The 22,499-nt window shown below is 45.2% G+C and carries 23 protein-coding genes and 1 tRNA gene; 11 read left to right on the forward strand and 13 right to left on the reverse strand.

Annotation, left to right across the window (positions count from 1 at the left end):
* The 5 genes from ACQY26_RS05435 to dapA all read right to left on the reverse strand — a co-directional run.
* Positions 1-904: Mur ligase domain-containing protein (locus tag ACQY26_RS05435; RefSeq protein WP_428048132.1), on the reverse strand; the 904-nt coding region annotated here is incomplete at its 3' end.
* Positions 901-1,569, reverse strand: a complete 669-nt coding sequence (locus ACQY26_RS05440; protein WP_428048133.1) for a 4-hydroxy-tetrahydrodipicolinate reductase — start codon at positions 1,567-1,569, stop codon at positions 901-903. The genes ACQY26_RS05440 and ACQY26_RS05435, both read right to left, overlap by 4 nt.
* Positions 1,569-2,444 carry an aspartate-semialdehyde dehydrogenase gene (locus tag ACQY26_RS05445; RefSeq protein WP_428048134.1) on the reverse strand — a complete coding sequence of 292 codons (876 nt, stop codon included), beginning with the start codon at positions 2,442-2,444 and terminating at the stop codon, positions 1,569-1,571. The genes ACQY26_RS05440 and ACQY26_RS05445 overlap by 1 nt, the downstream gene beginning before the upstream one ends.
* Positions 2,441-3,169, reverse strand: coding sequence for a hypothetical protein (locus ACQY26_RS05450; protein ID WP_428048135.1), 729 nt, complete (start codon positions 3,167-3,169; stop codon positions 2,441-2,443). Before ACQY26_RS05450 ends, ACQY26_RS05445 begins: the two co-directional genes overlap by 4 nt.
* The gene (dapA, locus tag ACQY26_RS05455; protein WP_428048136.1) at positions 3,166-4,050 is read right to left on the reverse strand and encodes a 4-hydroxy-tetrahydrodipicolinate synthase; all 885 of its coding nucleotides are present in this window, start codon (positions 4,048-4,050) and stop codon (positions 3,166-3,168) included. Before dapA ends, ACQY26_RS05450 begins: the two co-directional genes overlap by 4 nt.
* An 89-nt stretch (positions 4,051-4,139) precedes the next feature.
* Between dapA and sppA the strand changes: the two genes are divergently transcribed.
* Both sppA and ACQY26_RS05465 read left to right on the forward strand, forming a co-directional pair.
* Positions 4,140-5,201: a signal peptide peptidase SppA gene (gene sppA, locus ACQY26_RS05460; RefSeq protein ID WP_428048137.1), complete on the forward strand. Its 1,062-nt coding sequence runs from the start codon at positions 4,140-4,142 to the stop codon at positions 5,199-5,201.
* A gap of 9 nt (positions 5,202-5,210) precedes the next feature.
* Positions 5,211-5,774: a hypothetical protein gene (locus tag ACQY26_RS05465; RefSeq protein WP_428048138.1), complete on the forward strand. Its 564-nt coding sequence runs from the start codon at positions 5,211-5,213 to the stop codon at positions 5,772-5,774.
* On the opposite strand, the gene tilS is transcribed toward ACQY26_RS05465, so the two are convergent.
* Positions 5,771-6,499 (reverse strand): tRNA lysidine(34) synthetase TilS, encoded by a 729-nt coding sequence (gene tilS, locus ACQY26_RS05470; protein WP_428048139.1) that lies wholly within the window; start codon positions 6,497-6,499, stop codon positions 5,771-5,773. The two genes, ACQY26_RS05465 and tilS, sit on opposite strands and share 4 nt — an antisense overlap.
* A gap of 67 nt (positions 6,500-6,566) precedes the next feature.
* On the opposite strand from tilS, the gene ACQY26_RS05475 reads away from it, so the two are divergent.
* Positions 6,567-6,944: a response regulator transcription factor gene (locus ACQY26_RS05475; protein WP_428048140.1), complete on the forward strand. Its 378-nt coding sequence runs from the start codon at positions 6,567-6,569 to the stop codon at positions 6,942-6,944.
* 76 nt (positions 6,945-7,020) lie between these two features.
* Here ACQY26_RS05475 and ACQY26_RS05480 read toward each other — a convergent pair whose 3' ends face one another.
* A complete protein-coding gene (locus tag ACQY26_RS05480; protein WP_428048141.1) occupies positions 7,021-7,584 on the reverse strand; it encodes a biotin--[acetyl-CoA-carboxylase] ligase in 564 nt (187 codons plus the stop codon).
* 9 nt (positions 7,585-7,593) lie between these two features.
* Positions 7,594-9,612, reverse strand: a complete 2,019-nt coding sequence (gene uvrB, locus ACQY26_RS05485; protein WP_428048142.1) for an excinuclease ABC subunit UvrB — start codon at positions 9,610-9,612, stop codon at positions 7,594-7,596.
* Positions 9,613-9,744: 132 nt separating this feature from the next.
* On the opposite strand from uvrB, the gene ACQY26_RS05490 reads away from it, so the two are divergent.
* The 6 genes from ACQY26_RS05490 (at position 9,745) to ACQY26_RS05515 (ending at position 15,896) form a co-directional block, all read left to right on the forward strand.
* Positions 9,745-9,816 (forward strand) — tRNA-Val (locus tag ACQY26_RS05490).
* 21 nt (positions 9,817-9,837) lie between these two features.
* The gene (locus tag ACQY26_RS05495; RefSeq protein ID WP_428048143.1) at positions 9,838-10,515 is read left to right on the forward strand and encodes a MarC family protein; all 678 of its coding nucleotides are present in this window, start codon (positions 9,838-9,840) and stop codon (positions 10,513-10,515) included.
* 141 nt (positions 10,516-10,656) lie between these two features.
* The gene (gene dnaX / locus ACQY26_RS05500; RefSeq protein WP_428048144.1) at positions 10,657-12,612 is read left to right on the forward strand and encodes a DNA polymerase III subunit gamma/tau; all 1,956 of its coding nucleotides are present in this window, start codon (positions 10,657-10,659) and stop codon (positions 12,610-12,612) included.
* A 5-nt stretch (positions 12,613-12,617) separates the two neighbouring features.
* Positions 12,618-13,211, forward strand: a complete 594-nt coding sequence (gene recR / locus ACQY26_RS05505; protein ID WP_428048145.1) for a recombination mediator RecR — start codon at positions 12,618-12,620, stop codon at positions 13,209-13,211.
* Positions 13,211-15,070 (forward strand): ComEC/Rec2 family competence protein, encoded by a 1,860-nt coding sequence (locus ACQY26_RS05510; RefSeq protein WP_428048146.1) that lies wholly within the window; start codon positions 13,211-13,213, stop codon positions 15,068-15,070. The genes recR and ACQY26_RS05510 overlap by 1 nt, the downstream gene beginning before the upstream one ends.
* A gap of 28 nt (positions 15,071-15,098) precedes the next feature.
* On the forward strand, positions 15,099-15,896 hold the full coding sequence (locus ACQY26_RS05515) for a prohibitin family protein (RefSeq protein WP_428048147.1): 798 nt from the start codon (positions 15,099-15,101) through the stop codon (positions 15,894-15,896).
* Between the two features lie 62 nt (positions 15,897-15,958).
* Here ACQY26_RS05515 and ACQY26_RS05520 read toward each other — a convergent pair whose 3' ends face one another.
* From ACQY26_RS05520 to ACQY26_RS05540, 5 genes are all read right to left on the reverse strand, one after another.
* The gene (locus ACQY26_RS05520) at positions 15,959-17,506 is read right to left on the reverse strand and encodes a hypothetical protein (protein WP_428048148.1); all 1,548 of its coding nucleotides are present in this window, start codon (positions 17,504-17,506) and stop codon (positions 15,959-15,961) included.
* Positions 17,507-17,589: 83 nt separating this feature from the next.
* Positions 17,590-18,336, reverse strand: a complete 747-nt coding sequence (gene gpmA / locus ACQY26_RS05525) for a 2,3-diphosphoglycerate-dependent phosphoglycerate mutase (protein ID WP_428048149.1) — start codon at positions 18,334-18,336, stop codon at positions 17,590-17,592.
* A 97-nt stretch (positions 18,337-18,433) separates the two neighbouring features.
* A complete protein-coding gene (locus ACQY26_RS05530) occupies positions 18,434-18,871 on the reverse strand; it encodes a hypothetical protein (protein WP_428048150.1) in 438 nt (145 codons plus the stop codon).
* Complete coding sequence (locus tag ACQY26_RS05535; protein ID WP_428048151.1) at positions 18,868-19,686, reverse strand: hypothetical protein; 819 nt, start codon at positions 19,684-19,686, stop codon at positions 18,868-18,870. Before ACQY26_RS05535 ends, ACQY26_RS05530 begins: the two co-directional genes overlap by 4 nt.
* Before the next feature lie 5 nt (positions 19,687-19,691).
* Positions 19,692-20,777: a 1,9-bis(guanidino)-5-aza-nonane synthase gene (locus ACQY26_RS05540; RefSeq protein ID WP_428048152.1), complete on the reverse strand. Its 1,086-nt coding sequence runs from the start codon at positions 20,775-20,777 to the stop codon at positions 19,692-19,694.
* 86 nt (positions 20,778-20,863) lie between these two features.
* Between ACQY26_RS05540 and glyA the strand changes: the two genes are divergently transcribed.
* Both glyA and ACQY26_RS05550 read left to right on the forward strand, forming a co-directional pair.
* Positions 20,864-22,111, forward strand: a complete 1,248-nt coding sequence (gene glyA / locus ACQY26_RS05545) for a serine hydroxymethyltransferase (protein ID WP_428048153.1) — start codon at positions 20,864-20,866, stop codon at positions 22,109-22,111.
* Positions 22,108-22,311, forward strand: coding sequence for a hypothetical protein (locus ACQY26_RS05550; RefSeq protein WP_428048154.1), 204 nt, complete (start codon positions 22,108-22,110; stop codon positions 22,309-22,311). Before glyA ends, ACQY26_RS05550 begins: the two co-directional genes overlap by 4 nt.
* Positions 22,312-22,499 lie beyond the last annotated feature (188 nt).

Here is a 22,499-nt window from a genome sequence, read left to right on the forward strand (position 1 = left end):
AACGTCTGTAAACGCCTTTAAATTCTTCTAAAGCTTTGGAGCATTGCTCAAGCGTTACTCCAAGTTCAAGGGCGGCTGAAATTGCGCCCAGCGCGTCTTTGACATAGTGATCTCCCGGCAAATTTATGCGGAAGCTCTGCCCCTGTACGGTAAAGTTTGACCCAAATCCGTCCAGCTGTAAATTTTCCGCGGTCAAATCCCCGGTTTTAAGGCCGAAGGTTTTGCATTTTCCGCCGATTTCTTTTAGGTTTTCTTCTTCGGCGTTTATTATAAATTTGTCGCAGTTTATGCTGAATTTTTTGAAGTATCCTTTAAGAATATCCAATTCTTTATGGTCTTTTGCCAAGTTCAGCATTACGCCTATTTTTGGGTGATAGTTTACCAAGGTGCCGTCCGATTCGTCGGCTTCTATTACGAGTATATCGCTTTTGCCTTTATAAACGTTTCCGAAGTATCCTTCCTGCTGTAAGGACAGCAGCACCCCGCCGGTAATTAAAGAAGGTTCTTTTCCGGCTTTTCTTAAAATTTCAAAAAGCATTGCGGTTGTGGTGCTTTTGCCGCTTGTGCCGGAAATCGCTATGGTTTTTGATTCTTTAACGTGTTTCGCCAGCAAATCCGAGCGGTGCAATATGGGAATGGAATATTTTTTAGCGGCCTGTATTTCCACATTGTCGGGTTCTATGGCTGAAGTTAAAATAACTGCGTCTGTGTCTTCCGCTATACCGCTTCCGTCCTGCGGGTAAATCCTTACGCCCAGTTTTTTAAGTTCTTTCCATATCGGCAAGCCGGTAAAACCCTTGTTGATAAGCCTGTCAGAGCCCGTAACTTCATCGCCGGCCATTGCGTGCAGCTGTGCAAGCGCGCTCATTCCTATGCCGCCGATTCCTACAAAATGTATTTTCATAATAAATTCTCCGTGAACGAAGCCATATCGTAAAATCCGGGTTCTTTGCCCGGCAGCCACAAAGCTATTTTAACTGCGGACTCGGCGAATAACCGCCTGTCCAAAGCTTTGTGCGTTACGGAAATGATTTCGTCGCCGTTTTTTGATTCTAAGTTTAATATATGCGTACCGGGAACTGTGCCGGTGCGTTCAAAGGTGATTTCTTCCTGAGGGAAGTTTATAAGTTTGGCCAAAGCTTTGGCCGTACCGCTTGGAGCGTCTTTCTTCTGCGCGTGGTGCGCCTCGTGCATTTTAGGCATGTAATCTTTAAAAAGTTCCGCGGCTTGTTTTAAAAGCTTTCCGAATAAGAATACCCCTATGCTGACATTTGCGGAATAAAATACGGATATTTCTTTTTCCGCTTTAAGCTCTGCTAAAAAATTGTCGTCAAGGTTTGTCGTTCCGCATAAAAAAGCGGCGTGTATTTGCTTGGCGGTTTTATAGGCTTGTTTTGCGCCTTCGGGCAGGGAAAAATCTATTACTATATCCGCTTTCGGCGCGGGTTCTTGTGTGTCGAAATCGCGCAGCTGAACTATGCGGGCCCGCTCTTTATAATCGGTTTCTATAACGGTTTTTATCAGGCGGCCCATTTTGCCTTTTGCGCCGTTTATTATCACGTCAATCATCAAAAATTCTCCAAAATATATTCCGCAATCTGCCTGCCGTTAAGCGCGGCGCCTTTGAGAAGATTGTCAAAAGTAATCCAAAAGTGCAGAACGTTTTTGTCTTCGAAATCTCTTCTTATCCTGCTGACGAAAACTTCGTCTTTTCCTTCGGCTTCTTTGGGCGTATAGATTTTTCCGTCGCATATTACGCCCGGCTGGGAAGCGAACAAAGCCTGTATGCCGGAGATATCAAAATCTTCTTTCGCTTTAAGGGTTACGCCCAAGCTGTGGCTTACCATAACAGGGACGCGCACGGTGTGCGGACGCACTTTTATGTTAGGCAGACGCAGGATTTTCCTGGTTTCGTTAAGGCCTTTCATTTCTTCCGAGGTAAAACCGTTTGGCTGCAGAGATCCTATTAAAGGGACGCAGTTTGCCTGATAAAAAGAGCCCTCCGTATTAAAATCTTCAATCAGTTTCTTGCCGCCGCCGCTTATCGCCTGATAAGAACAGAAGAAAACTTCCTCAAGGGTATATTTCTTTTTTAAAGGGTTTAAAGCCATAACAAGGCCCGTCGTGGTGCAGTTGGGGCTGGCTATAAGGCGGGTTTCTTTGGTGATAGTGTCGGCGTTGATTTCCGGGATGACCAAAGGCACCGCAGGGGCATTTCTGAACTTGGCGGACATATCAATTATAAACCCGGCTTTGTCTTTAAGTTCTTCGGCCAAAACCGCGCTGACCGGGTCGTCCGTGCATAAAATCGCTATATCGCAGGAAAGAGGTTTTTCATCTCTGCCGTAAGCTTCTATTTCGGCTTTGGCTTTCATGCGCGTCAGTTCTTTTAACATTAATTGGCCGACTTTTCCCGCCGCGCCCAAAACTGCAATCTTTTTCATTTTATAATCGTCCCCACTTCGCCTGTTTTGTAATAAATTATTCTTATCTCGACGTTCTTCTCCTTCGCCAATTTTATGGCGTCGGGGTGCAGAACATTGGCGCCTTCCAGCGCAAGTTTGTACATAACGTCAAAATCCATAAGGTTAAGTTTTTCAGCGTCTTTGTTTTTATTTGGGTCTTTCGTATAAACCCCGTCTACGTCTTTTATCATTTCCACGTGATCCGCGCCCAGCTGGCTGGCTATGAATACGGCAGATACGTCGCTGCCGCCGCGTTTTAAAGTGGTTATTTCTTTGTTCTCGCCTATACCCTGAAAGCCGGCTATTATCGGTATGTGCCCTTTATCAAGTTCCTTTTGAAGCCTGTCCCCGGTAATGCCTTTAATATCGGCCCCGGCGTGTTCGGGAGTAGTAGTAAGCCCTATTTGCGATCCCGTCAGGGAAACAGCCGGCAGGCTAATATCGTTTAAAGCTATGGAAAGCAAAGCCACGCTTATGCGTTCGCCCGTAGTTATAAGCATATCAAGTTCGCGCTTGTGCGGATTTTTGCTTAAGGAATAGGCGTTATCCAAAAGGATATCCGTCATATTGCCGTTGGCCGAAGCCACCACAACCGGCAAAACGCCTTGCTCAACTCTTTTTTTGATAAGGTTGACCGCAAGCAGTATTTTCTCTTTATTGGCTAAAGTGTTTCCGCCGAATTTTAATACGGAAATTTTCCTCATATAAAAAATTCCTTAGGGTAAGTTTCAAATATCTCGTCCAAAGTTTCTTTAGTCTTTTGGGTAAGCTCACCCAGCGGAAGCCTTACTTCCGCGGAGCATAAACCCAGTTTGTTAAGCAAGTATTTGGGGCAGGTCGGGTTGACTTCAATAAAACTGCCTGTAATTACGGGCCACGCTTTGCGGAAAACGTCCATAGCCTGCGTTGTTTGGCCTTGCTCAAAAAGTTTATATATTTTTACCATAGCCGGGGCCATGGTATTGCCTGCGGCCGTTATAAGGCAGCGCGAGCCCAGCCCCAAAAATACGGGCCATAAATCGTCGTTGCCGCAAATATAGTCAATCCTGTCCGCGCCGAATTTTACCGCGGTTTGCGTTATATGGTTTATGTCGTAGTCGGATTCTTTTATCGCTTTGATTTGCGGTACGGCTTCAAGCAGATTAGCCAAGAAATCCTGACTCAATTTCTGCCCTGTTCTGCCGGGTATATGATAAAGAATAATAGGTTTGCCGGCTTCTGCCGCCAAAGAAAAGTGCTTTATCATCCCGTTGAGGTTCGGCTTATTGTAATAAGGCGTAACTATCAAAAGGCCGTCGGGGTTATAGCGGGAAGCAAGTTCAATGTTTTTAAGAGTAGTCTGAGTATTGTTTGCCCCTGCGCCTATAATAATTTTGGCCCTCTTGCCGATATGAGTACAGGCAAAATCCAAAATTTCCTTCTTTTCTTCAAAGGATAGCGCGGGCGTTTCCGCGGTAGTGCCAAGCAGCACAAATCCTTCCGCGCCGGCTTTGATTTGTCTGTCAATCAAAACGCCGAGCGCGTCAAAATCCGTCTTTGAATCTTTAAAAGGCGTTATAAGTGCGGTGTAAATTCCTTTAAACATAAATGCCTCCGCTTTGGTTTTAATAAATTGTATCATTTTATTGATATAATTATTTTAAAACGATATAACGATTTTCAGAGGAGTTTTTCATGCAAGAAAACAATGAAAACCCGGTAAAAGAACCGGTGCTGGAAGATATCCCTTCCAAAGAGGAGAAGAAAATCTCCGGGGTTAAATTTTGGCTCGTTTTACTTACGGTCGTATTTACGGTTTCCATGGCCAGCGGGCTCTATTTGGCTTTAACGCCGTCCGCCGCGCCTAAGGAGAAAGAGGCCGAGGCCTCCGTCGCGGATGATGTCGCGGAAGCATCCTCTTTGCTTAAAAAACTTTCAAAAGAGGAAGGCGCGGCCGTAGTGAAAGTGCGCGGCGTGATACAGGAAAGCGGCGAAAGCGGTTTTATGTCCCGCCAGAACAGCGCGTCTTCAATAGCAAAGAAAATAAGGGATTTGGCCGATAAGAAAGAAGTAAAAGCCCTTTTGCTGGATATCAACTCCCCCGGCGGAACGGTGGCTTCCGTACAGGATATTTACAACGCAATTTTATTTTTTAAATCCAAAAAGAAGCCGGTTGTGGCTTTGTTCAGGGATGTTGCGGCCAGCGGCGGTTTTTATATAGCCATGGCGGCGGACAGGATAGTCGCCCAGCCAGGCACGATGACGGGTTCAATCGGCGTAATAATGCAGGCCAACAATGTAGAGGGTTTGTTTGACAAACTCGGCATAAAAGTGATGCCGGTAAAATCCGGCAAGCATAAAGACATCGGTTCGGCCTACCGCCCTATGACGGAAGAGGAAGTCGCCCTATTGCAGGAAATGATTAACGAAACCTATCAGCAATTTTTCCAGGCCGTCCAAAAAGGCAGGCCTAACGTCAATGCGGAAATGCTGCCAATATACGCCGACGGCCGCGTATTTACCGGCGCGCGCGCCAAGGAAATAGGGCTTATCGACGCCTTGGGCGGGGAAGAAACCGCCCGGGAACATCTTGCGGAACTTACCGGTGTTAAAGACATAAAACTTATTACTCCGCGGCCGAATAATTTTATGGAAATGCTTTATATGGGCGGCGCTTCCATGGAAAGCAGATTGGGCTTGGCCTCAAAAATAGAAGATTTTACTACGCCGAAAGTTTCCTATCTTTGGGCTTATTAAGGAGCCGGTATGACTTTTATAAACGCTCTTTATGATTTTGTAACCGAACCTTCCAAAGCCGTCGACGATATAATAAAATCGCGTTCTTTGGCTTTGGCTCTTTTGGGATATGCGGCGGGCTCTTTAAGTGTTATGATAATGTGGGCGCTGGGCGGTGGCGGTATGGGCAATTTCGCTTTTACCTTCGGCTTCTTCGCGGTTTTGTTTGTGGATTTGTGCATCGGCTTTTTTGTTGCTTCAAGCGCGCATTTGCTGCTGGAAATTTCCACCGGCAAAGGCAGCGCTTTGGGGCTTTTTACGCTTATAGGGCTTTCTCAGTTTTGCCTTACGCTTTTGGTGAGTTTCGCTCTTATGCAGGCCGCCGCGCCGGTTCTCGCCGTTTTTAAGTTCCTTGTTTTGTTTATCGTTGCGCTTTTGCAGATTTACTTTATTCTTTACATGATGAACAAAGCCTACGGTCTTTCAAAAGTAAGAACTTTTTTCACGTTGATTTTATCGCTTGCTCCCGCAATATTAAGCTTATTTGCGGCGTGCGGGGCCTTTTTCTTTCTGCTGTTTTGGATGATATTCTAAGGCTTTATATATTTATATAAGTCTTGGGCGATGTCATTGATATGCCTGCGGATTTGCGGTTGTTTTTCTTCCAAAAGCGGCAGCAGAGTTCCGCGCACCCAATTGCGCGTATAGACTTGCTCAAAGTTGGTTTCGTCGTTGATAAAAGATAATTTATGCTCTTTGACGTAGGCGTCCACTTCCGCACGAGTAATACACATAAACGGGCGTATTATTTCCAGTTTTCCCAAAGCTCTTTTTACGGGTATGCCCAAAAGGCCTTTGGCTTTGGTTCCTCTCAGTACATTTAGCAAAAAAGTTTCGGCGTTGTCGTCCAAGTGATGCGCCAAAGCTATTTTTTTACATCCGCATTTTTCCGCCGCCTCGCTTAAAGCTTGGTACCTGGCTTTTCTGGCTGCGTGCTCCACGCTTAGATTTTCTTTTTTGGCCAAAGCTTTTACGTTTACTTTTTTTAATATGAAAGGTATTTCCAATTCTTTGGCGGTTTTTTTGGCGAAGGCCGCGTCGCGGTCCGCCATTTCTCTTAGGCCGTGGTGCACGTGGCACGCGTAAACAGAGAACTGCTTTTTTACGCTGAGCTGTTTGACGAAATGCGCCAAAGCTACGGAATCCGCCCCGCCGGAAAGACCGACCAAAACGCCGATTTTCGGTTTGAAGAAAGCGTTTTGTTTTTCAAATTTAATAAGGCTTTGCCAAGTTACGGCCCGAAAATTACTTTTATCCATAAAAAAGATTGTAAAAAAAGTATAATTTATTTAATAGATTATATAAATTTAACACTGTGGGGGAAATATGGCGGAACTTAAAAAACGCATTGTTATTGTTGAAGACGAAGGCGATATCCTTGAGCTTCTTAATATGATTTTGAGCCGCAGCGGATATGAAGTTTATCTCTGCGACAACGGCCGCAACGCGCTTGATTTAATCAGGAAGACTCATCCTCATTTGGTTTTGTTGGACGTTATGCTCCCGGGCAAGGACGGCAAAGCTATTGCCACCGCCATGGCCGCCGATGAGGAACTTCAGGGCGCGTCAATCATGATAGTATCTGCTCTGGAAGAATCCGAAAAGATGTTTACCGGCAATCCTCAAGTCAAAGACTTCTGCTTGAAACCTTTCAGAACCGCGGTTTTGCTGGAGAAAGTCAAAAAGATAATGGGCGACGCTTAAATCCGGCCCTTTATATGGATTTAAAAAAGACGCTTTCCTGAACGGAAGGCGTCTTTTTAATTGCCGGGTTATAAAATTAAGCTATATTCCAACTGATATATTCTTTTGCAAAGTTTTGCAGAAACTTCTGCAGCAGCTCTTCGTTGTTTACCTGTTTGCCGATAATTTGTTTTACGCTTACGGCCGGTAAATTCTTTGAAGGCGTATTGTTTGTGTCTATGCCTATACCGAGGGCGATCCAGTCCAAATGCCCGTCGGTGCCGGCGGAAGTTTCTATTAAAATCCCGGATATTTTTTTAAAATCTTTGCCGTCGTGGGCCAAAACGTCGTTGGGCAATTTTATTTTTGTCTTTACGTCGTAAAGGTTTTTAAGCGTCTGCGCCACGGCGCGGCCCGCTTTTACGCTTAATTCTTCAAGCGGCATGGTCTTTTTGTTGGGGCGTAAAATTATACTGAAATACAGTCCGCCCTCTTTTGATTCCCACTGCCTTTCAAATCGGCCTCTGCCGGCGGTTTGGGTTTTTGCTACTATTAAAACGCCGTCTTCTTTAAAAAGAGATGCCGTTTCTTTGGCGACGTCTTGGGTCGAAGACGCCTGATCCAGATTTATGGTTCTGTTTATTCTGAAATTAAAATCCATATACAAATTTTACCTTTTTTGTTTACGTTTTTTCGGTGATTTTACCGCCATGTCTTTAAGTTCAAAAAGTCTGTCGCGCAGTTCCGCGGCCAGTTCGAAATCAAGATTATCCGCCGCCTCCAGCATTTGTTCTTCCGTCTGTTTTATAAGTGCGGGCAGGTTCTTTGCCTGCGGCAGAACGTCGCTTAAAGTGTGAATCATGGATATGCCGGAAGATTTGCTTTGCTGTTCAAATTCCTTTAGTTCCACTTCGGCTTTTTCTATGGTTTTGGGGAGGATATTGTGTTCTTTATTGTAAGCCTGCTGTATGGCGCGCCTGCGGTCCATTTCGTTTAAAGCGTATTTCATGGAAGGCGTCTGACGCTGTGCGTAAAGCAGCACTTCCCCTTCTACGTTTCTTGCCGCGCGCCCGGCTATCTGTATCAAAGTGGTTTGGTTTCGCAGGAAGCCTTCGTTATCGGCCTCAAGTATAGCTACCAGCCCGACCTGCGGGATGTCTATGCCTTCTCTTAAAAGATTTATGCCGACTAATACGTCAAACACTCCGCGGGAGAAATCCTTAAGTATCTCTATCCTTTCCAATGAGTCTATATCGCTGTGCAAATATCTTGCTTTTACGCCTTTTTCCAGTAAGAAAGCGGATAAATCTTCCGCGGTCTTTTTGGTTAAAGCCAGCACCAGGCTGCGCTGCCGTTTTGCGGTTTTGGCTTGTATTCTTAAAAGCAAATCGTTGATTTGCCCCTCCGCAGGCAGCACTTTTACCGGCGGATCGACAAGCCCCGTCGGGCGGATAATCTGTTCAACTATATTATTGCCGCTTACGGTAAGTTCATAAGGCCCCGGCGTGGCGGAAACGAATATGGCCGAAGGCAAAAGCTTTTCAAACTCTTCAAATTTTAAAGGCCTGTTGTCTAGCGCGCTCGGCAGGCGGAAGCCGAAATCAATTAACATTTGTTTTCTTGCTCTGTCGCCGTTGTACATACCGCGTATTTGCGGCACGGCGACGTGCGATTCGTCTATAAAAACTATAAAATCTTCGTAACGTCTGAAGTAATCAAACAGACAGTTGGGGCGGCTTCCCGGAGCGCGCAGCTCCAGCTGGCGGGAATAGTTTTCTATCCCGGGGCAGAAGCCTGTTTGCTCCAGCATTTCCATATCGTAAGCGGTGCGCTGTTTTATGCGCTGGGCTTCCACAAGTTTCCCTGCGTCTTCAAAAAACTTTACTCTGTCGGCGCATTCTTTTTTTATGGAATTTAAAGCCTCTTCCATTTTTTCGTCTTCCGATACAAACTGCTTCGCCGGCGAAAGCCAAACTTCGTCAATTTCATGCACGACGTCATTGGTAATCGGATGCACTTCCTGTATGGAGACGATGTTCCTGCCTTCTATCCTCACCCTTAAAGCGTTTTGGGAGTAAGGCGGAAACACGTCTATAAAAGGCCCGCGCACGCGGAAGTTCCCCGGCGCAAATTCCGTTTCATTGCGTTCGTAAAGTATTTTTATCAGATGAGTCGTAAAATCCGTTCTTGTCAGCAATTCCCCGGTTTTAAGGTGTATTCTCATTTTCTGAAAGCTTTCCGGCGAACCTATATTGTAAATTGAGGACACCGACGCCACCACTATGGTATCTTTCCTGCTTAAGAGGGAGTTTGTCGCCTTAAGGCGCAGTTTTTCTATATGGTCATTTATGGCGGCGTCTTTTTCTATATAAGAATCGGTTTGCGGTATATATGCTTCCGGCTGATAATAATCGTAGTAGGAAATAAAATATTCCACGGCGTTTTCCGGGAAGAACTGCTTAAACTCGCTGTAAAGCTGTGCGGCTAAAACTTTGTTTGGGGACATTATCAGTACCGGCCTTTCCAGTTTTTCTATGACGTTTGCCATAGTAAAAGTTTTGCCGGAGCCGGTTACGCCGAGCAAAGTTTGCCTAGTCTTGCCGTTTTGAATATTCGCGGCGAGTTTTTCTATCGCTTTAGGCTGATCGCCGGAAGGCTTAAAAGGGGAATGCAACTTGAATATACCCATATAATAATTATATAAATAACCGCCGCCGCGTGGAAGTGCCCTGGGTTTTGCCGGCTTTTAAAAAGGGAACTACCGCGCGGCTTATATTTATGGTAAAATATATTAAGAACTTACAGCTTCTAAAGTAAGCACGGGCAGTTGGCGCAGCGGTAGCGCGTCCGCCTCACACGCGGAAGGTCACAGGTTCGAACCCTGTACTGCCCATTTTTTATAAAAGGCAAAAAAATGTCTATTGATTTTCCTTTAATATTAAACTTCTTTATTGCTGTAGTGGCTATCTTAAACCCTATCGGCAATGTGCCAATCTTTCTTGAACACGTAAACCAAGATTCAACGGACGTACAGAAAAATATCGCCAAGCTTTTGGCTTTGTCGATTTTTATAATTTGTACGTTTTTCTTTTTTATAGGCCAGCCTTTTTTAAGCTTGTTCGGCATAAGCATACCGGCTTTCAGGATAGCGGGCGGAATATTGATTATGACGATAGGCTTCCGTATGCTTCACGGCAAGCCCAAGTTTGAAAACGAAGGCCTTGAAACCAACGCTTCCAGCGTAAGCGCGTTTAAGCAGGCTACCGAGCGTTTAAGCAGCCTTATAGTGCCTTTGGCCATGCCGATTTTTGCCGGTCCCGGCGCAATAGCCACGGTTATTTTATATGCGCAAAAGCCAAATAACTTCCTTACGATGATAGGTATGGTATTTGCTTTGGCGGCGGCGTGCGCGCTTATCGGGCTTGTTTTATATCTTTCCAGATGGCTTTTCAGGATACTTAAGAACAACGGTATGCAGATAGTTTCCAGGACTATGGGTTTGATACTTTGCGCGATAGCGGTGCAATTCGTGGTGCAGGGTATAGCCCAGCTTATACCGGGGCTTATAGATCCTGCCTATGTGCAGTCCTGATAAACCCTGATTTCAATATTAAAAAGGCCCGGCTTAAGACCGGGCCTTAAATTTATGATTGTTTTTATCTTATGTTCATAAAACATAATTATATGTCCTTGGCCTTTTGCGCTAAAGCTATTAATTTATTATCATAATCTTATGGAAATGTTTGAGGACTCTTCTTCTCCGGCCCAAAAGGCCTATGTAAGCTTGGCCAACAAGTACCGCCCGCAGACTTTTGAGGAAGTCGTCGGGCAGGAAAGCGTTTCAAAAACGCTTATGAATGCGATTAAATCCGGCAGGATAGCGCACGCCTATTTGTTTTACGGCCCGCGCGGATGCGGCAAAACCACAACCGCCAGGCTTTTGGCAAAAGCTTTAAACTGCACCGGCGGCGGCAATAATAAGCCCACGGCCAGCCCTTGCGGCAAATGTCCGCAGTGCTTGGAAATAGCCGCTTCAAGCGATATGGACGTTTTGGAACTCGACGCGGCCAGCAATACTCAGGTGGAAAGAGTTCGCGAAGCCATTATAGATACCGTCGCTTTGGCTTCCGGCAGGGACAGATACAAAGTTTTCATTTTGGACGAAGTCCACATGCTTTCAACTTCCTCTTTCAACGCTTTGCTTAAAACTATTGAGGAACCGCCCGCCCACGTCGTATTTATTTTGGCGACTACGGAACTTCACAAAGTGCCTTTAACCATTTCCTCCCGCTGTCAGACTTTCCGCTTTAAACCCATAACGGAAGAGGAAATAACCTCCCACCTTTTGGATTTGGCCGGCGCGGAAAATATTGATTTGGAAGAAGAAGCCGCCGCCGTCATCGCAAAAAGCGCGGGCGGGGCTTTGAGGGACGCCCTTACGATTTTTGACAGAGCCATCTCCTTTTCCAACGGCAAAGTGGATAAGGCTTTGGTTTCCCAAATGCTCGGCATATTGCCGCAGGAATTGGTAAAAGATTCCGTCGAGGCTGTAATCCGCAAAGACGGCGCGCGCCTGCACGGCGTTTTTGAAAAAGTGAAGAACGAGGGTTTTGATTCTTTAAGCCTTCTTAAAGATTTAAAAAACGCTTTCGGGGAGATTTTTTACCTTTCCCTTAATTCCGGCAAAGAGCCTTACCCCGGCGCAAAAGAAATTCTGGCGGAATGTACTCCCGGCCATATTGCGGCCTTAACGCGCAAAATTTCCAAACTGACTGATGAAGTTAAATTTTCCGATACGCCCGCGTTGGCGGCGGAAGTCGGCCTGTTTACTATTATGCAAAACAGCATTGATATTGACGGGCTGATCTCGCGCTTGGAAGCTTTGGAACATTCTTCCGTTTCTTCTTTGTCCGTGCCTTCGGCGGAAAAAAAAAGCCTGAATAATCAGCCAGTCCGTACGGAGGCTGTTCAATCTGCGCCTAAGCCAGCCGTAAAAAGCTTTGAAGAAATAAAAAAGGAAATGTTTAAAGCCGACGCCCCGGCCATGCCGGAAGCGGCTAAAATTTTAAGGCCGGCGGCTAAAACGGAAACAGCCGCACCTTCCTTTTCGGCTTCGCCTTTTGCCGCAAGCCCTTGCGCGGAGCAAAAAGTTCAAGAACGCACCGCCGAGCCCCAAGCAAACAATATAAGTTTTTCTTCCGCTATGGAAGTGTGGCCGTCTTTTAAGCAGGAACTTGATAAAAATTATCCTTTCCTTTACGAGGGCGTCTTATCCGCGTCGGTATCCTTTCCCGCCAAAGACGAGTGGGAATTTACCTTTAAGCCAAAAGATGGATTTTTTAAGGACACCTTACAGCGCCGCATAGCCGATTTGGAAAAAGCGGCTTTAAAAGTTTGCGGGCAAAGAATTAAATTTAACTTCAAAATAGCCGGCGGCGTGCCGAAAGAAGATGCTTTTTCTTCAACAAGAACTCCGGCCACGTCGGCCTTTGCGCCTAAATATTCTTCCCCGCGTCCTGCGGCGGCCCCAGATAAGAGCAAACCCGCAATCAGTTCGGAAGAGCCTTTTGTGCAGGGGGATTTCAGCGCATATGCGCAAAATGACGCGCCTTCCGCCGAAGGAACCAAAGACGCCGGCCCCAAAACGCTGGAGATTTTAGATATTTTTGACGGCCATATAGTAGGCTGAAACTTATGAAGAGCTTAGACCGACTTATAAAATGCTTTAGGAGATTGCAAGGCGTGGGCCCGCGTCAAGCGGAACGTTTTGCTCTGCATTTTTTAAGAGCGCCCGAAAGCGAAGTGGCGGAATTTACCGAAGCCCTTTTAAAAATGAGGGCCAATGTACATTATTGCCCTATTTGTTTTTCTTACAGCGAGGGCGGTTTGTGCGAAATTTGCTCAGATGATACCCGCGACGACGGCCTTTTATGCGTTGTTGAAGAACCAAAAGATATAGAAGCCATAGAAAAAACCGGCAGTTACAACGGCCTTTACCATGTCTTGCACGGTTCCATTTCCCCTTTGGACGGACGCGGCGCGGATGATTTAAAAATAAAGGAACTTGTAGAGCGCGTGCAAAATTCCGAACGGGAAATAAGGGAAGTAATCATAGCCACCAACCCCGATACTGAGGGGGAAAGCACCTCCCTTTATATTGCCGACGTTTTGCGCGGGCTGGTCGGCAAAATAACGCGCATAGGCTACGGGATGCCGCTGGGCGGGCATATTGATTATATCGACGAAATGACTCTTTCCCACTCTTTAAAGGGCCGCACTAAAATCTGATGACGTCCGATTTCTATAAAAGGCCTCTTTTCTTAATTTTAGTAATCTATGCTTTGTGTTTGGCTTTGTTTCTTCCCGTTCCGAAACCTAAAACGGAAGACGCTTCTTTTTTTGTAAAACCGTTCCCGCAGGAAATTGTTTTAAAGGTAATCTCTTATCCGTCCAAACGCAAAACGGGCCTGTTTTTTACGGCGGAGGTCCTTTCCGTGGCGGGCAAAGCGGTCAGCGGAAAAAGTTACGTACAATGCTCTTTGTGTCAGAACCTTGCCCGCGGGGACGAATTAACGGCGAAAGGAATTTTGGAACCCGTCTTTTCCGCAGAAAATTACGGTTCTTTCAACTGGCGCGAATATTTGGCCCGCAGACATATTTTCAGCCAAACGGAAATTTCAAAACCAATTACCGTTAAAAGCGGTTCTTTATTTTGGCGCGCTCTTTCAAAAACGCGGGCGAGTATGCTTAAAGTGTTTGAGGATAATCTCCCCGCCGATTCCGCCGCGGTTTTAAGCGGTGTTTCAATCGGCGAAAAGGGCGATATGGACAAAGGCCTTTACTCCGCATTTCAAGACAGCGGCGCAATACATCTGCTGGTGGCTTCCGGCGGGAATGTCGGTTTTGTAACTTTGATTATTTATTTTTTGTGTTCTTTGTTCTTTATGGGCAGATATTTGCCCGCTGCCGCCGCGCTTGCCTGCGCTTTGTTTTATACTCTGATAGCAGGTGCGGACGCGCCTTTGATAAGGGCGTATATTATGACGCTGTGCGCCACCTGCGGGCTTTTGCTTGGGCGCAAAAGCGGAGTCTTACAGGGCTTTTTGACGGCGGCTTTCATTATTTTGTTGTTTAATCCGCAAAGCGTTTTCGACGCCGGGTTTCAAATGTCTTTTTTGGCCACTTTGGCGATAATTTATTTCGTTTGCAATTTTAATTTTGTTTCGCGTCTGCCAAAAACGGCGGCTTGGGCGGCGGGGTTGTTTTTCGTTTCTTTAAGCGCGCAGCTTGCGCTTGTGCCGGTGTTTGCGAATTATTTTAACAGAATATCGTTTGCGGCGATAATTTCCAATATATTTTTAGTGCCTTTAAGCGGCGTTCTTATGGGCGGGGCTTTTTTGCTTTGGCCGCTTCGCTTTTTGCCTTTTTCTTTTCCTTTCGAGTTTGTGCTTTTTATCATGAAGATTCTGCTTTACGTTTTCAATTTCCTGGTGGAAGCTTTTGCGTCCACTCCGCTTGCCGGGATTGAGATAAGCGCGTGGAACTTCGGTTTTATCGCGTCTTATTATTCGGCGTTGTTTGCTTTGTTTAATTTTCCTCTGTTTAAAAATAAAAAACTTTTTCTGGGATTGAGTTTAGGGCTGTCTTTTTGTTTTTTACTGGGAGGGATTTTTATTAAAAAGGATTTTTCCGCCGTTCTTGAAGGCCGTTACAGCCGTGCTTTATTCGTAAAGGAGAAAAATAAAATTATCGTAATCGGCGCGGGCGTTGAGGGCAAAATAATAAAAGCGGCGACGCTGGCCGCCGGTTCAAAAAGCATAGACTGCCTTTTTATCGCATCTGCTTACAAAAGCGCGGCTTACGCTTTAAAAGATTTGGGCGGAATCAAAATAAAAGATATTTATGTTCCCGCCGCGCCGTTTTCAGGGGAAAGCAAAAAGCTGATTGAAGCTTCCGGCGCGCGCATACGCCAAGCCGAGCCGGGCGGATATTATTGCGGAGTAAAAGCGGAAGATCCTTGGTACGGTTCCGGCAGGGGTGAAAACGCGGCTCAAAAAGGGGCTCTGAGTTTTTCTTACGGCGGTTATGAGTTTTCCGCTTCAATGAAGAATTACAAAAAAGACGGCGAGCTATTTTTATATAATTAATTAAACAAAAGGAGGATGGATGAAAGGAATGAATTACAATAAAATCGGCGGCGGAGTTATTATTGCCGCGGTTGTCATAGTCTTATTGGCTTTTATAGCGTTTGATTCTTATTTCACCGTGTCTGCGGGCACTTCGGCCATAAAGCTGCGCTTCGGGAAAGTCGTAGGCTCTTACGAAGAGGGCCTCCACCTTAAAATCCCTTTCGTGGACAGAATAGAAAAATTTTCCATACGCATAAAAAAGGATATTGTTTCCACGGAAGCTTTTTCTAAGGATTTGCAGACGGTCAAAGTCGGCCTGGCGATAAACCACAGAATCCAGCCCGATACCGTAATTTCCATTTACAGAAATTTGGGTATAGATTACGTCAATACGGTTCTTGCGCCTATGGCGGAAGAGTGGATAAAAGCCATTGTGGCCAAATATTCGGCCGAAAGCTTGATTTCCAACAGGGTGGAAGTCGCCAAAGAGCTTGACTCCGTCCTTAAGGAAAAGATGGGCCAAAAGCAGGTTATAGTATCTGATATAGCTATAGTTGATTTTGATTTTTCTTCCCAATTTTTAAAAGCCGTTGAAGAAAAACAAATCGCCGAGCAGGAAGCCAAACGCGCCACGAACTTGGTGGAAAAAGTTAAAAAAGAAGCCGAACAGCAGGTTTTAAAAGCCAAGGCGGAAGCGGAATCTTTAAAACTTCAGCGCCAGGCCGTAACGCCGGATTTGATTAAGCTCAGACAGGTTGAAGCACAGCTTAAAGCCATTGAAAAATGGAACGGCGTAATGCCGCATTATATGGCCGGCGATATGCCGTTTATAATGGCCAAATAAAGTTTTTGCGGAACAAAAATAAACGCCCCTTTTAAAAGGGGCGTTTTTGTATGCGAGAAAAACTATTTTATCGGCAGTTTTATTTTAATATCGCTTGGATTAAGCTGTTTAACCGGGAAATTAAGTTCCGCTTTTAGTTTTTTGCCGATTACCGACATAGGCGGGAAGTTCTTTAATAAATAATTTTCCCAGCTTTTAGCATTTTGGATGTGCTGCTTTGCGGAATACGCCCCAAATCCTCCGAAGTACGGCAATACCATTTCGGAATCGCCTCTTACCAAAGGCAATGTTTTATTGAGGAGTTCAGCCATTTTTTCGCATTCCTGAGGTTCCCCCTCGCAGCTGGGGCCGCGTTTTTCTTTCGGGCCGTAAACGTAAGTTTTTGAAGGATTTTCTCTGTTATAGATGAACATCGCCGGATAATAGTTGTGTTTCCCTTCAAGATAGGCGTCATAAACGAAGTTATATCCTTCCTCTAAATAGGCCATAATATATATGACTGTATTATTTTTATCCGTTATTTTTATATAGCCCGGCACTTTCCCGTCGGTGCTGACTTGTAAAGCGAGCCCGCCGGATTCCGGCAAAGCCATAAAAATATTATTTCCTTTTAATGGGGACGGAGCGTTTAAAGACAATATTTTCCCCGTTTTAAAATCGGCGACGGCGTAACTGTCTTTACCATTGAGGTTTAGTTTTTCCTCTTGTAAGGGAGTATGTTTGCATTCCGCCGGGGTTTGGATTTCTTCATAAAGCTTGTCATAATTGTTGGGATTTATTTTTATAATTTTATGCGGTGCTCCTTCTTTGCAATAAGTATAAACGGTTCTGCTCCCTTTATAGTCTATGACGAGCGGAGCTCTGTTTAAAACCATGGCGTTTTTATAAGTTATTTTCGGACTCTCCAAATAGTTGCAAAAAGAATCAAATAGCAAATCGGGAGGGTTTGCGCCTGTTAGTTTTTTTGTAAGATATAAAGCATTTAATATTGCGTCGGCGTCATCACAAGTCAAATAGCGGGAATTTTTCATTATAGAATCTTTCGTGCCGGAGCCGTATTTGCCCGAGGAAGAATAAAACTGGCCTTCATATAAATCCTGCATTCTGAGAGAGTGCCCTATTTCATGAGTCAGCGTGTTAAAACCATCTCTTTCGGTCATCGCATCAGTTCTTACGGCTATTATCATTTTGCCGTTTTGATAAGTAAAAACTCCTTGAGAGTTGCGCGGCCCGTAGTTGAGATATTCTCCGCCGTTTTTTACATAAAATTTTATGTCCGCGTCTTTTTCATCCGTGCAAATATAAGCTTCCTCGCCGGTGGCGAAATCTATAATTTCTTTATAGTATTCAACAGAAGGGTCTGTTTCTCTGCGCAAGTAAGATTTAGCGTTGCTAAACCACGCCCGGTAGCTTTTTGCTATTTGCGCCGCATACGGGTGAGAGCAATCCTCAAAATAATATTTCAGCGGTTCTTTCCGCACCAAAATATCAATGACAAAAGGCCTTTTAGGATTGACCTCATCTTCCAAAGCGTGAGGAGCCGCATACAAAAATACGGAGGGGGGGTATAGTGTTAGGATAGCGATAATAAAAAATAATAATGTTCTCATATTTATAAGTTATATAAATATAAGCCGCCAAACAAGGGCCGAAAGACCTATATAAGCCTTTAGGCCCTGTTTCAGTATATACTTTAAGAGGCTTTGCCCTGTTCGGCCACTTGGCGCATAAGTTCTTTTATTTCTTCAGGGTCGCCTAAGAAATAATCTTTGACGCAATTTAGATCTTCGTCAAACTCAAAAACATAAGGTACGGCCGTAGGCAAATTGAAAGAAGCGATATCTTTATCGGATATATTCTTAAGATACTTTATTATTCCCCTAAGGCTGTTGCCGTGCGCAGCGACCAATATTTGATTTTTATTTTTAAGCGAAGGAAATATAACCTCCTGCCAGTACGGCAGACATCTTTCCACCGCGTCTTTTAAAGATTCCGTCAAAGGCAGATATTGCCTTGGGATATCGTCGTAACGTCGATCGCGGTAAGGGGAGCGGTCGTCATCTTTGTCCAAAGGTGCGGGGCGTACGTCAAAACCTCTTCGCCAAAGCAGCACTTTTTCCTCTCCGTATTTTTCCGCGGTTTGTTTTTTGTTAAGCCCCTGTAAGGCTCCGTAATGCTTTTCGTTCAGACGCCAAGTTTTTTCAACCGGCACCCAGTCCTGCCCCAGCTCGTTTAAAATAACGTTAAGGGTGTCTATGGCTCTTTTAAGTACGGAAGTATAAGCCGCGTCAAATAAAAATCCGGCTTCTTTAAGCAGTTTGCCGGCTTTTTTAGCTTCTTTAAAACCGTTTTCGCTTAAAGGGCAGTCATACCACCCGGTAAAAAGATTTTTAAGATTGTATTCGCTTTGCCCGTGGCGTATTAAAACTATTTTCTTCATAATGCCTCCAAATATAAGGATAAGCTGAAAAAATAATAAGTAAAGAGCCCGGGCGCAAACGGCAAATAAAAACCCCCGGTTTTGCCGGGGGTATATTTTAGCGGAACAAAATTCTTTTATTTTCTTTCTCTTTCTTTTTTCTCAGGCGGCAGTCTAAGCTGTATCTGCCCGGCCCGCAAATTATGAAGCCGGCCAAAAGGGCCAAAGCGAACAAGGTTCCCACTATATTTACTTTGTTAAAACTTCCGGCGAAAAAGAAAAACCCGGAAAATAAAGTAATAACCGCCGCCGCCGCGCTTAGAGTACGGAAGAAAAGGCCCAGCAGTATCCCGGCTGCGGAAATAAAAGTTATTATTACCGCCGCGGTGCATAAAACTCTGGAATAAGGCAGGCCTATATCTATGCCGTTTTGCACAAATGCGTTAAGGTGCAGGGTCTCCCCCGCCGCCAAGAAAGCAAAAGCCAAAGACACTATAATGCGCTGTATAAGCACTGTCAGCGAGAGGATTTTGTTCTGTTCCGCCGTTCTCATCATATTGAAACACCCGCCGTGAATGAGAAGAAAGTCTGCCTGTCCGCGGTGTTTTGGGTAAAGTTAAACCATTCCACGGAAGCGTTAAAGTTTATCATCGCCACGCTGAGTATCAAGCCGAGCCTTGCGTCGTCGGAAGAAGGCGCATTGTCAGTCTTGATAAAAGTATAACCGGCGTAAGGGCGGATGAACTTATAAGTATAACCCGCGTCCACGCTTAAGGAATAATCAAGATAGCCTTGGTATACCGCGGTAAAGCCGGGTACGTCAAGCCAAAGCGGAGTGCCGGTTTTGTCGCCCGAAAAATCCAAAGCTTTCGTGAAGGTTATCCTTGTATCCAATCCGCCGGTTTTTTGGTAAAGGAACATATAAATATCCTGTTCCGTTACATCGGTATCGGTTGCATGGAAGGTATGGTAAATCGTTTTGTACCCCAGCCCCGCTTTAAGTTCGTCCAGCGGCAAAAGCCTGAAGAGCAGATTCTGTATGTTAAGTGCGGCGTGTACGTCCCATAGGTAGTTTGAATAGTCGTTTGCTTTGGGGGTGTAAGCGGCCTCTGCGCCTACTTCAAGCAAATCGTAAAAAGGTACGTGCATATTTGCGCCTATGCCGTATTGATACATGGTGTCCATACCGTCCTGTTCGTACATGGCGAACTTCGGCGTTATGGACAGCGGCGTCAGCGGCATGGAAAGATTATAACTTGCCCTTACGGCTGAATAATCATTGTTGCCGGTAACGCCCGAAACGCTCAACTGCCCGAAGCTGAAAGCTATCGGGCAGGTGAGCAAAACTAAGCTGAGAATTAATTTCTTCATACGTTTTATTTTTTGCAGGTGCAGCATTTTTTCTTTTTAAGAGCCGCATTTTTTTTGTCTTCGTCTTGCAAGAATTTCGCGTAGTTTTTGGCTTTTCTGTTTTTCCAGTTTTTCTTATGGTAGCCGTAACCGACTATCAACGGAGCGGCGAGGGTTACTTCGCTGTAAACCATCTGCTCGAGGGAGGTTGAAACCTTGCCCCAGCTGGAAGCTTCTTTAAGGGTGGAGCCGGAAAGCGCGCCGTCCCTTTCGTCCGCTACGGTGATTTGTACGGCGTATTTATGCATGGGCGTATCCGCGCCGAGTATTTCGGCCGCAACTACTGTATCCTGCACAAAGTTCTTCGGTACGCCGCCGGCGAACATTAAAAGGCCGCTGTCTTTGGAGTTGATTTTGATTTTGGTAAGTTCCAAAAAGTCTTTTGCGCTGTCCAAGGAAACATGAGCTTCCGGGTGTTCCGTCTGATGGGCCACAAAGCCGAATCCGGCGGAGCAGTCGGAGAAAGCCGGTACGAATATAGGCACGCCTTTTTTGTAAGCGTGATAAATAACGCTGTCTTTGCCTTTTTTGTTTTTATCAAGCCATTTGCCCATTTCGTAAATAAATTCTCTTGAGGAATAAGGCCTGGGTTCAAGGCCGTCGGCGATGATTTTTACGGTTTCGTCGCAAACTTTAAGTTCGTCTTCGTTGATGTAGGTGTCATAAATTCTGTCGATGTGCAAATCGCGCAGGAGGTTATCGTCGGCATAGTGCTGGTCGCCTTTATAGTGTTTGTAACCCAAAGCTTCAAAAAAGTCCTGATCTACGATGTTCGCGCCGTTTGAAATTATGGCGTCAACCATATTGTTATCAATCATATCAACAATCATTTTCTTAAGGCCGGCGGAAATGAGCGAACCCGCGATGCAAACGAAAATGCAGCAGTTTTTGTCTTTGAGCATTTTGTCGTAAATAGTCGCGGCGCGGTTTAAATCCCTGGAGGTATACGCCATATCGGCCATATCGTCAACCAACTTAACTACATTGTGTTTTTTGATGTCTATATGTTTTATGGTTTCTTTGAGGAAACTTTTTTGCGTCTTTTTTTCCATTTTTTTCTCACACTCCTATGCTATAATTTCTTATATATAATTATATTAAATAATCTTAGGAAACTTATAAAATTTTTGGAGGTTTTATGTACGAAGCTGTCAAAAAAGAAGATCCTTCCGTCTATAACGCGATAATGGAAGAATTTTCCCGCCAGCAAAGCAGGATAGAGCTTATCGCGTCTGAAAATTTCGCATCGCCCGCGGTAATGCAGGCGCAGGGTTCCGTTTTAACCAACAAATATGCGGAGGGGTATCCGTCCAGAAGGTATTACGGCGGCTGCGAATATGTGGATAAAATAGAAACTTTGGCGATAGAAAGAGCCAAAGAACTTTTTAAGGCGGAAGGCGCCAACGTGCAGCCCCACAGCGGAACTCAGGCGAATATAGCGGCTTATCTTTCGCTTATAGAACCGGGCGACACGGTATTGGGTTTGAATCTTTCCCACGGCGGCCATTTGACGCACGGGCATCCCCTTAACTTCAGCGGCAAATATTTTAAAATCGTGGAAATGAACGTCCGCAAAGACACGGAAGAAATTGATTATGACGAAGCCGCCAAAACCGCGCTTGAAACCAAGCCTAAGCTTATTATGGCGGGGGCTTCCAATTATTCCCGCATTTTTGACTGGGCCTATTTAAGAAAAATCGCCGATTCCGTCGGCGCGTATTTGGTTTGCGATATAGCCCATTACGCCGGCCTCGTCGCGGCGGGGGAATATCCTTCGCCGGTGCCTTATGCGGATTTGGTTACGACGACCACCCACAAAACTTTGCGCGGCCCGCGCGGCGGTTTGATTTTGTGCAAAGAAAAATATCTTAAGAAAGTTAACTCAACCGTTTTCCCCGGCACGCAAGGCGGCCCTTTAATGCACATTATCGCGGCCAAAGCCGTATGCTTCGGGGAGGCTTTAAAACCGGAATTTAAAGCCTATCAGCATCAGGTAAAATTAAACGCGCAGGCTCTTTGCCAAGCGCTTAAAAATTTGGGCTACCGCATAGTTGCCGGCGGTACGGACTGCCATGTTTTCAGCGTTGATTTAAGAAGCAAAAACATTACGGGCAAACAGGCCGAAGCGGCTTTGGACAAAGCCGGCATAACCTGCAACAAAAACACTATTCCTTACGATCCGCAAAAGCCTATGATAACCAGCGGCATAAGGCTCGGCACGCCTGCCGTAACGACGCGCGGCATGAAAGAGGCGGATATGATAAAAATCGCCGCTTTTATAGACGAAGCCGTCAATAATCACGAAGACGACGCAAAACTGTTTGCTGAAGCGGAAAGAGTAAAAGAATTTTTAAAACTGTTTCCGCTTTACGGAGGTTTAAAATGATAGATATAGCGATAATCGGCGGAAGCGGGCTTTACAACCTCGCTGAAATGAAAAACAAAAAAGAACCGTGCAGTTTCGATACAGAAGAGGTAAATAAGAGAAAAAATCTGCTGATAATATCTTCTGTGATTGTAGGTGTTTTGGCGGCGGTAGTGATTGCTTTTGCTGTGATGCTTTATATGGCTGTTGCATACATGTGAGGAATGAGTTATGAATACACGTACATTTACAAAGGTCATGCTGCTGGTTATAGGTATATGCCTTGTGCTTACGGTTGCTCACTCGGTTTATGCGGTTTACGCTTACAAACATTGCTCCATTATTTATTTCATCGGAAAGGAGCTGTGGGGATAAGTGAAGCTAAAGAAGCAAATTCTGATCCTGTGCC

It is taken from the genome of Candidatus Proelusimicrobium excrementi, assembly GCF_937881865.1.
GTDB lineage: Bacteria > Elusimicrobiota > Elusimicrobia > Elusimicrobiales > Elusimicrobiaceae > Proelusimicrobium > Proelusimicrobium excrementi.

What these genes read in the sequence shown, in the direction of transcription:
- ACQY26_RS05440 (WP_428048133.1), bottom strand. Translation starts at nt 1,569, where the DNA reads ATGATTGACGTGATAATAAACGGCGCAAAAGGCAAAATGGGCCGCCTG.
- ACQY26_RS05445 (WP_428048134.1), bottom strand. Translation starts at nt 2,444, where the DNA reads ATGAAAAAGATTGCAGTTTTGGGCGCGGCGGGAAAAGTCGGCCAATTA.
- ACQY26_RS05450 (WP_428048135.1), bottom strand. Translation starts at nt 3,169, where the DNA reads ATGAGGAAAATTTCCGTATTAAAATTCGGCGGAAACACTTTAGCCAAT.
- dapA (WP_428048136.1), bottom strand. Translation starts at nt 4,050, where the DNA reads ATGTTTAAAGGAATTTACACCGCACTTATAACGCCTTTTAAAGATTCA.
- sppA (WP_428048137.1), top strand. Translation starts at nt 4,140, where the DNA reads ATGCAAGAAAACAATGAAAACCCGGTAAAAGAACCGGTGCTGGAAGAT.
- ACQY26_RS05465 (WP_428048138.1), top strand. Translation starts at nt 5,211, where the DNA reads ATGACTTTTATAAACGCTCTTTATGATTTTGTAACCGAACCTTCCAAA.
- tilS (WP_428048139.1), bottom strand. Translation starts at nt 6,499, where the DNA reads ATGGATAAAAGTAATTTTCGGGCCGTAACTTGGCAAAGCCTTATTAAA.
- ACQY26_RS05475 (WP_428048140.1), top strand. Translation starts at nt 6,567, where the DNA reads ATGGCGGAACTTAAAAAACGCATTGTTATTGTTGAAGACGAAGGCGAT.
- ACQY26_RS05480 (WP_428048141.1), bottom strand. Translation starts at nt 7,584, where the DNA reads ATGGATTTTAATTTCAGAATAAACAGAACCATAAATCTGGATCAGGCG.
- uvrB (WP_428048142.1), bottom strand. Translation starts at nt 9,612, where the DNA reads ATGGGTATATTCAAGTTGCATTCCCCTTTTAAGCCTTCCGGCGATCAG.
- ACQY26_RS05495 (WP_428048143.1), top strand. Translation starts at nt 9,838, where the DNA reads ATGTCTATTGATTTTCCTTTAATATTAAACTTCTTTATTGCTGTAGTG.
- dnaX (WP_428048144.1), top strand. Translation starts at nt 10,657, where the DNA reads ATGGAAATGTTTGAGGACTCTTCTTCTCCGGCCCAAAAGGCCTATGTA.
- recR (WP_428048145.1), top strand. Translation starts at nt 12,618, where the DNA reads ATGAAGAGCTTAGACCGACTTATAAAATGCTTTAGGAGATTGCAAGGC.
- ACQY26_RS05510 (WP_428048146.1), top strand. Translation starts at nt 13,211, where the DNA reads ATGACGTCCGATTTCTATAAAAGGCCTCTTTTCTTAATTTTAGTAATC.
- ACQY26_RS05515 (WP_428048147.1), top strand. Translation starts at nt 15,099, where the DNA reads ATGAATTACAATAAAATCGGCGGCGGAGTTATTATTGCCGCGGTTGTC.
- ACQY26_RS05520 (WP_428048148.1), bottom strand. Translation starts at nt 17,506, where the DNA reads ATGAGAACATTATTATTTTTTATTATCGCTATCCTAACACTATACCCC.
- gpmA (WP_428048149.1), bottom strand. Translation starts at nt 18,336, where the DNA reads ATGAAGAAAATAGTTTTAATACGCCACGGGCAAAGCGAATACAATCTT.
- ACQY26_RS05530 (WP_428048150.1), bottom strand. Translation starts at nt 18,871, where the DNA reads ATGATGAGAACGGCGGAACAGAACAAAATCCTCTCGCTGACAGTGCTT.
- ACQY26_RS05535 (WP_428048151.1), bottom strand. Translation starts at nt 19,686, where the DNA reads ATGAAGAAATTAATTCTCAGCTTAGTTTTGCTCACCTGCCCGATAGCT.
- ACQY26_RS05540 (WP_428048152.1), bottom strand. Translation starts at nt 20,777, where the DNA reads ATGGAAAAAAAGACGCAAAAAAGTTTCCTCAAAGAAACCATAAAACAT.
- glyA (WP_428048153.1), top strand. Translation starts at nt 20,864, where the DNA reads ATGTACGAAGCTGTCAAAAAAGAAGATCCTTCCGTCTATAACGCGATA.
- ACQY26_RS05550 (WP_428048154.1), top strand. Translation starts at nt 22,108, where the DNA reads ATGATAGATATAGCGATAATCGGCGGAAGCGGGCTTTACAACCTCGCT.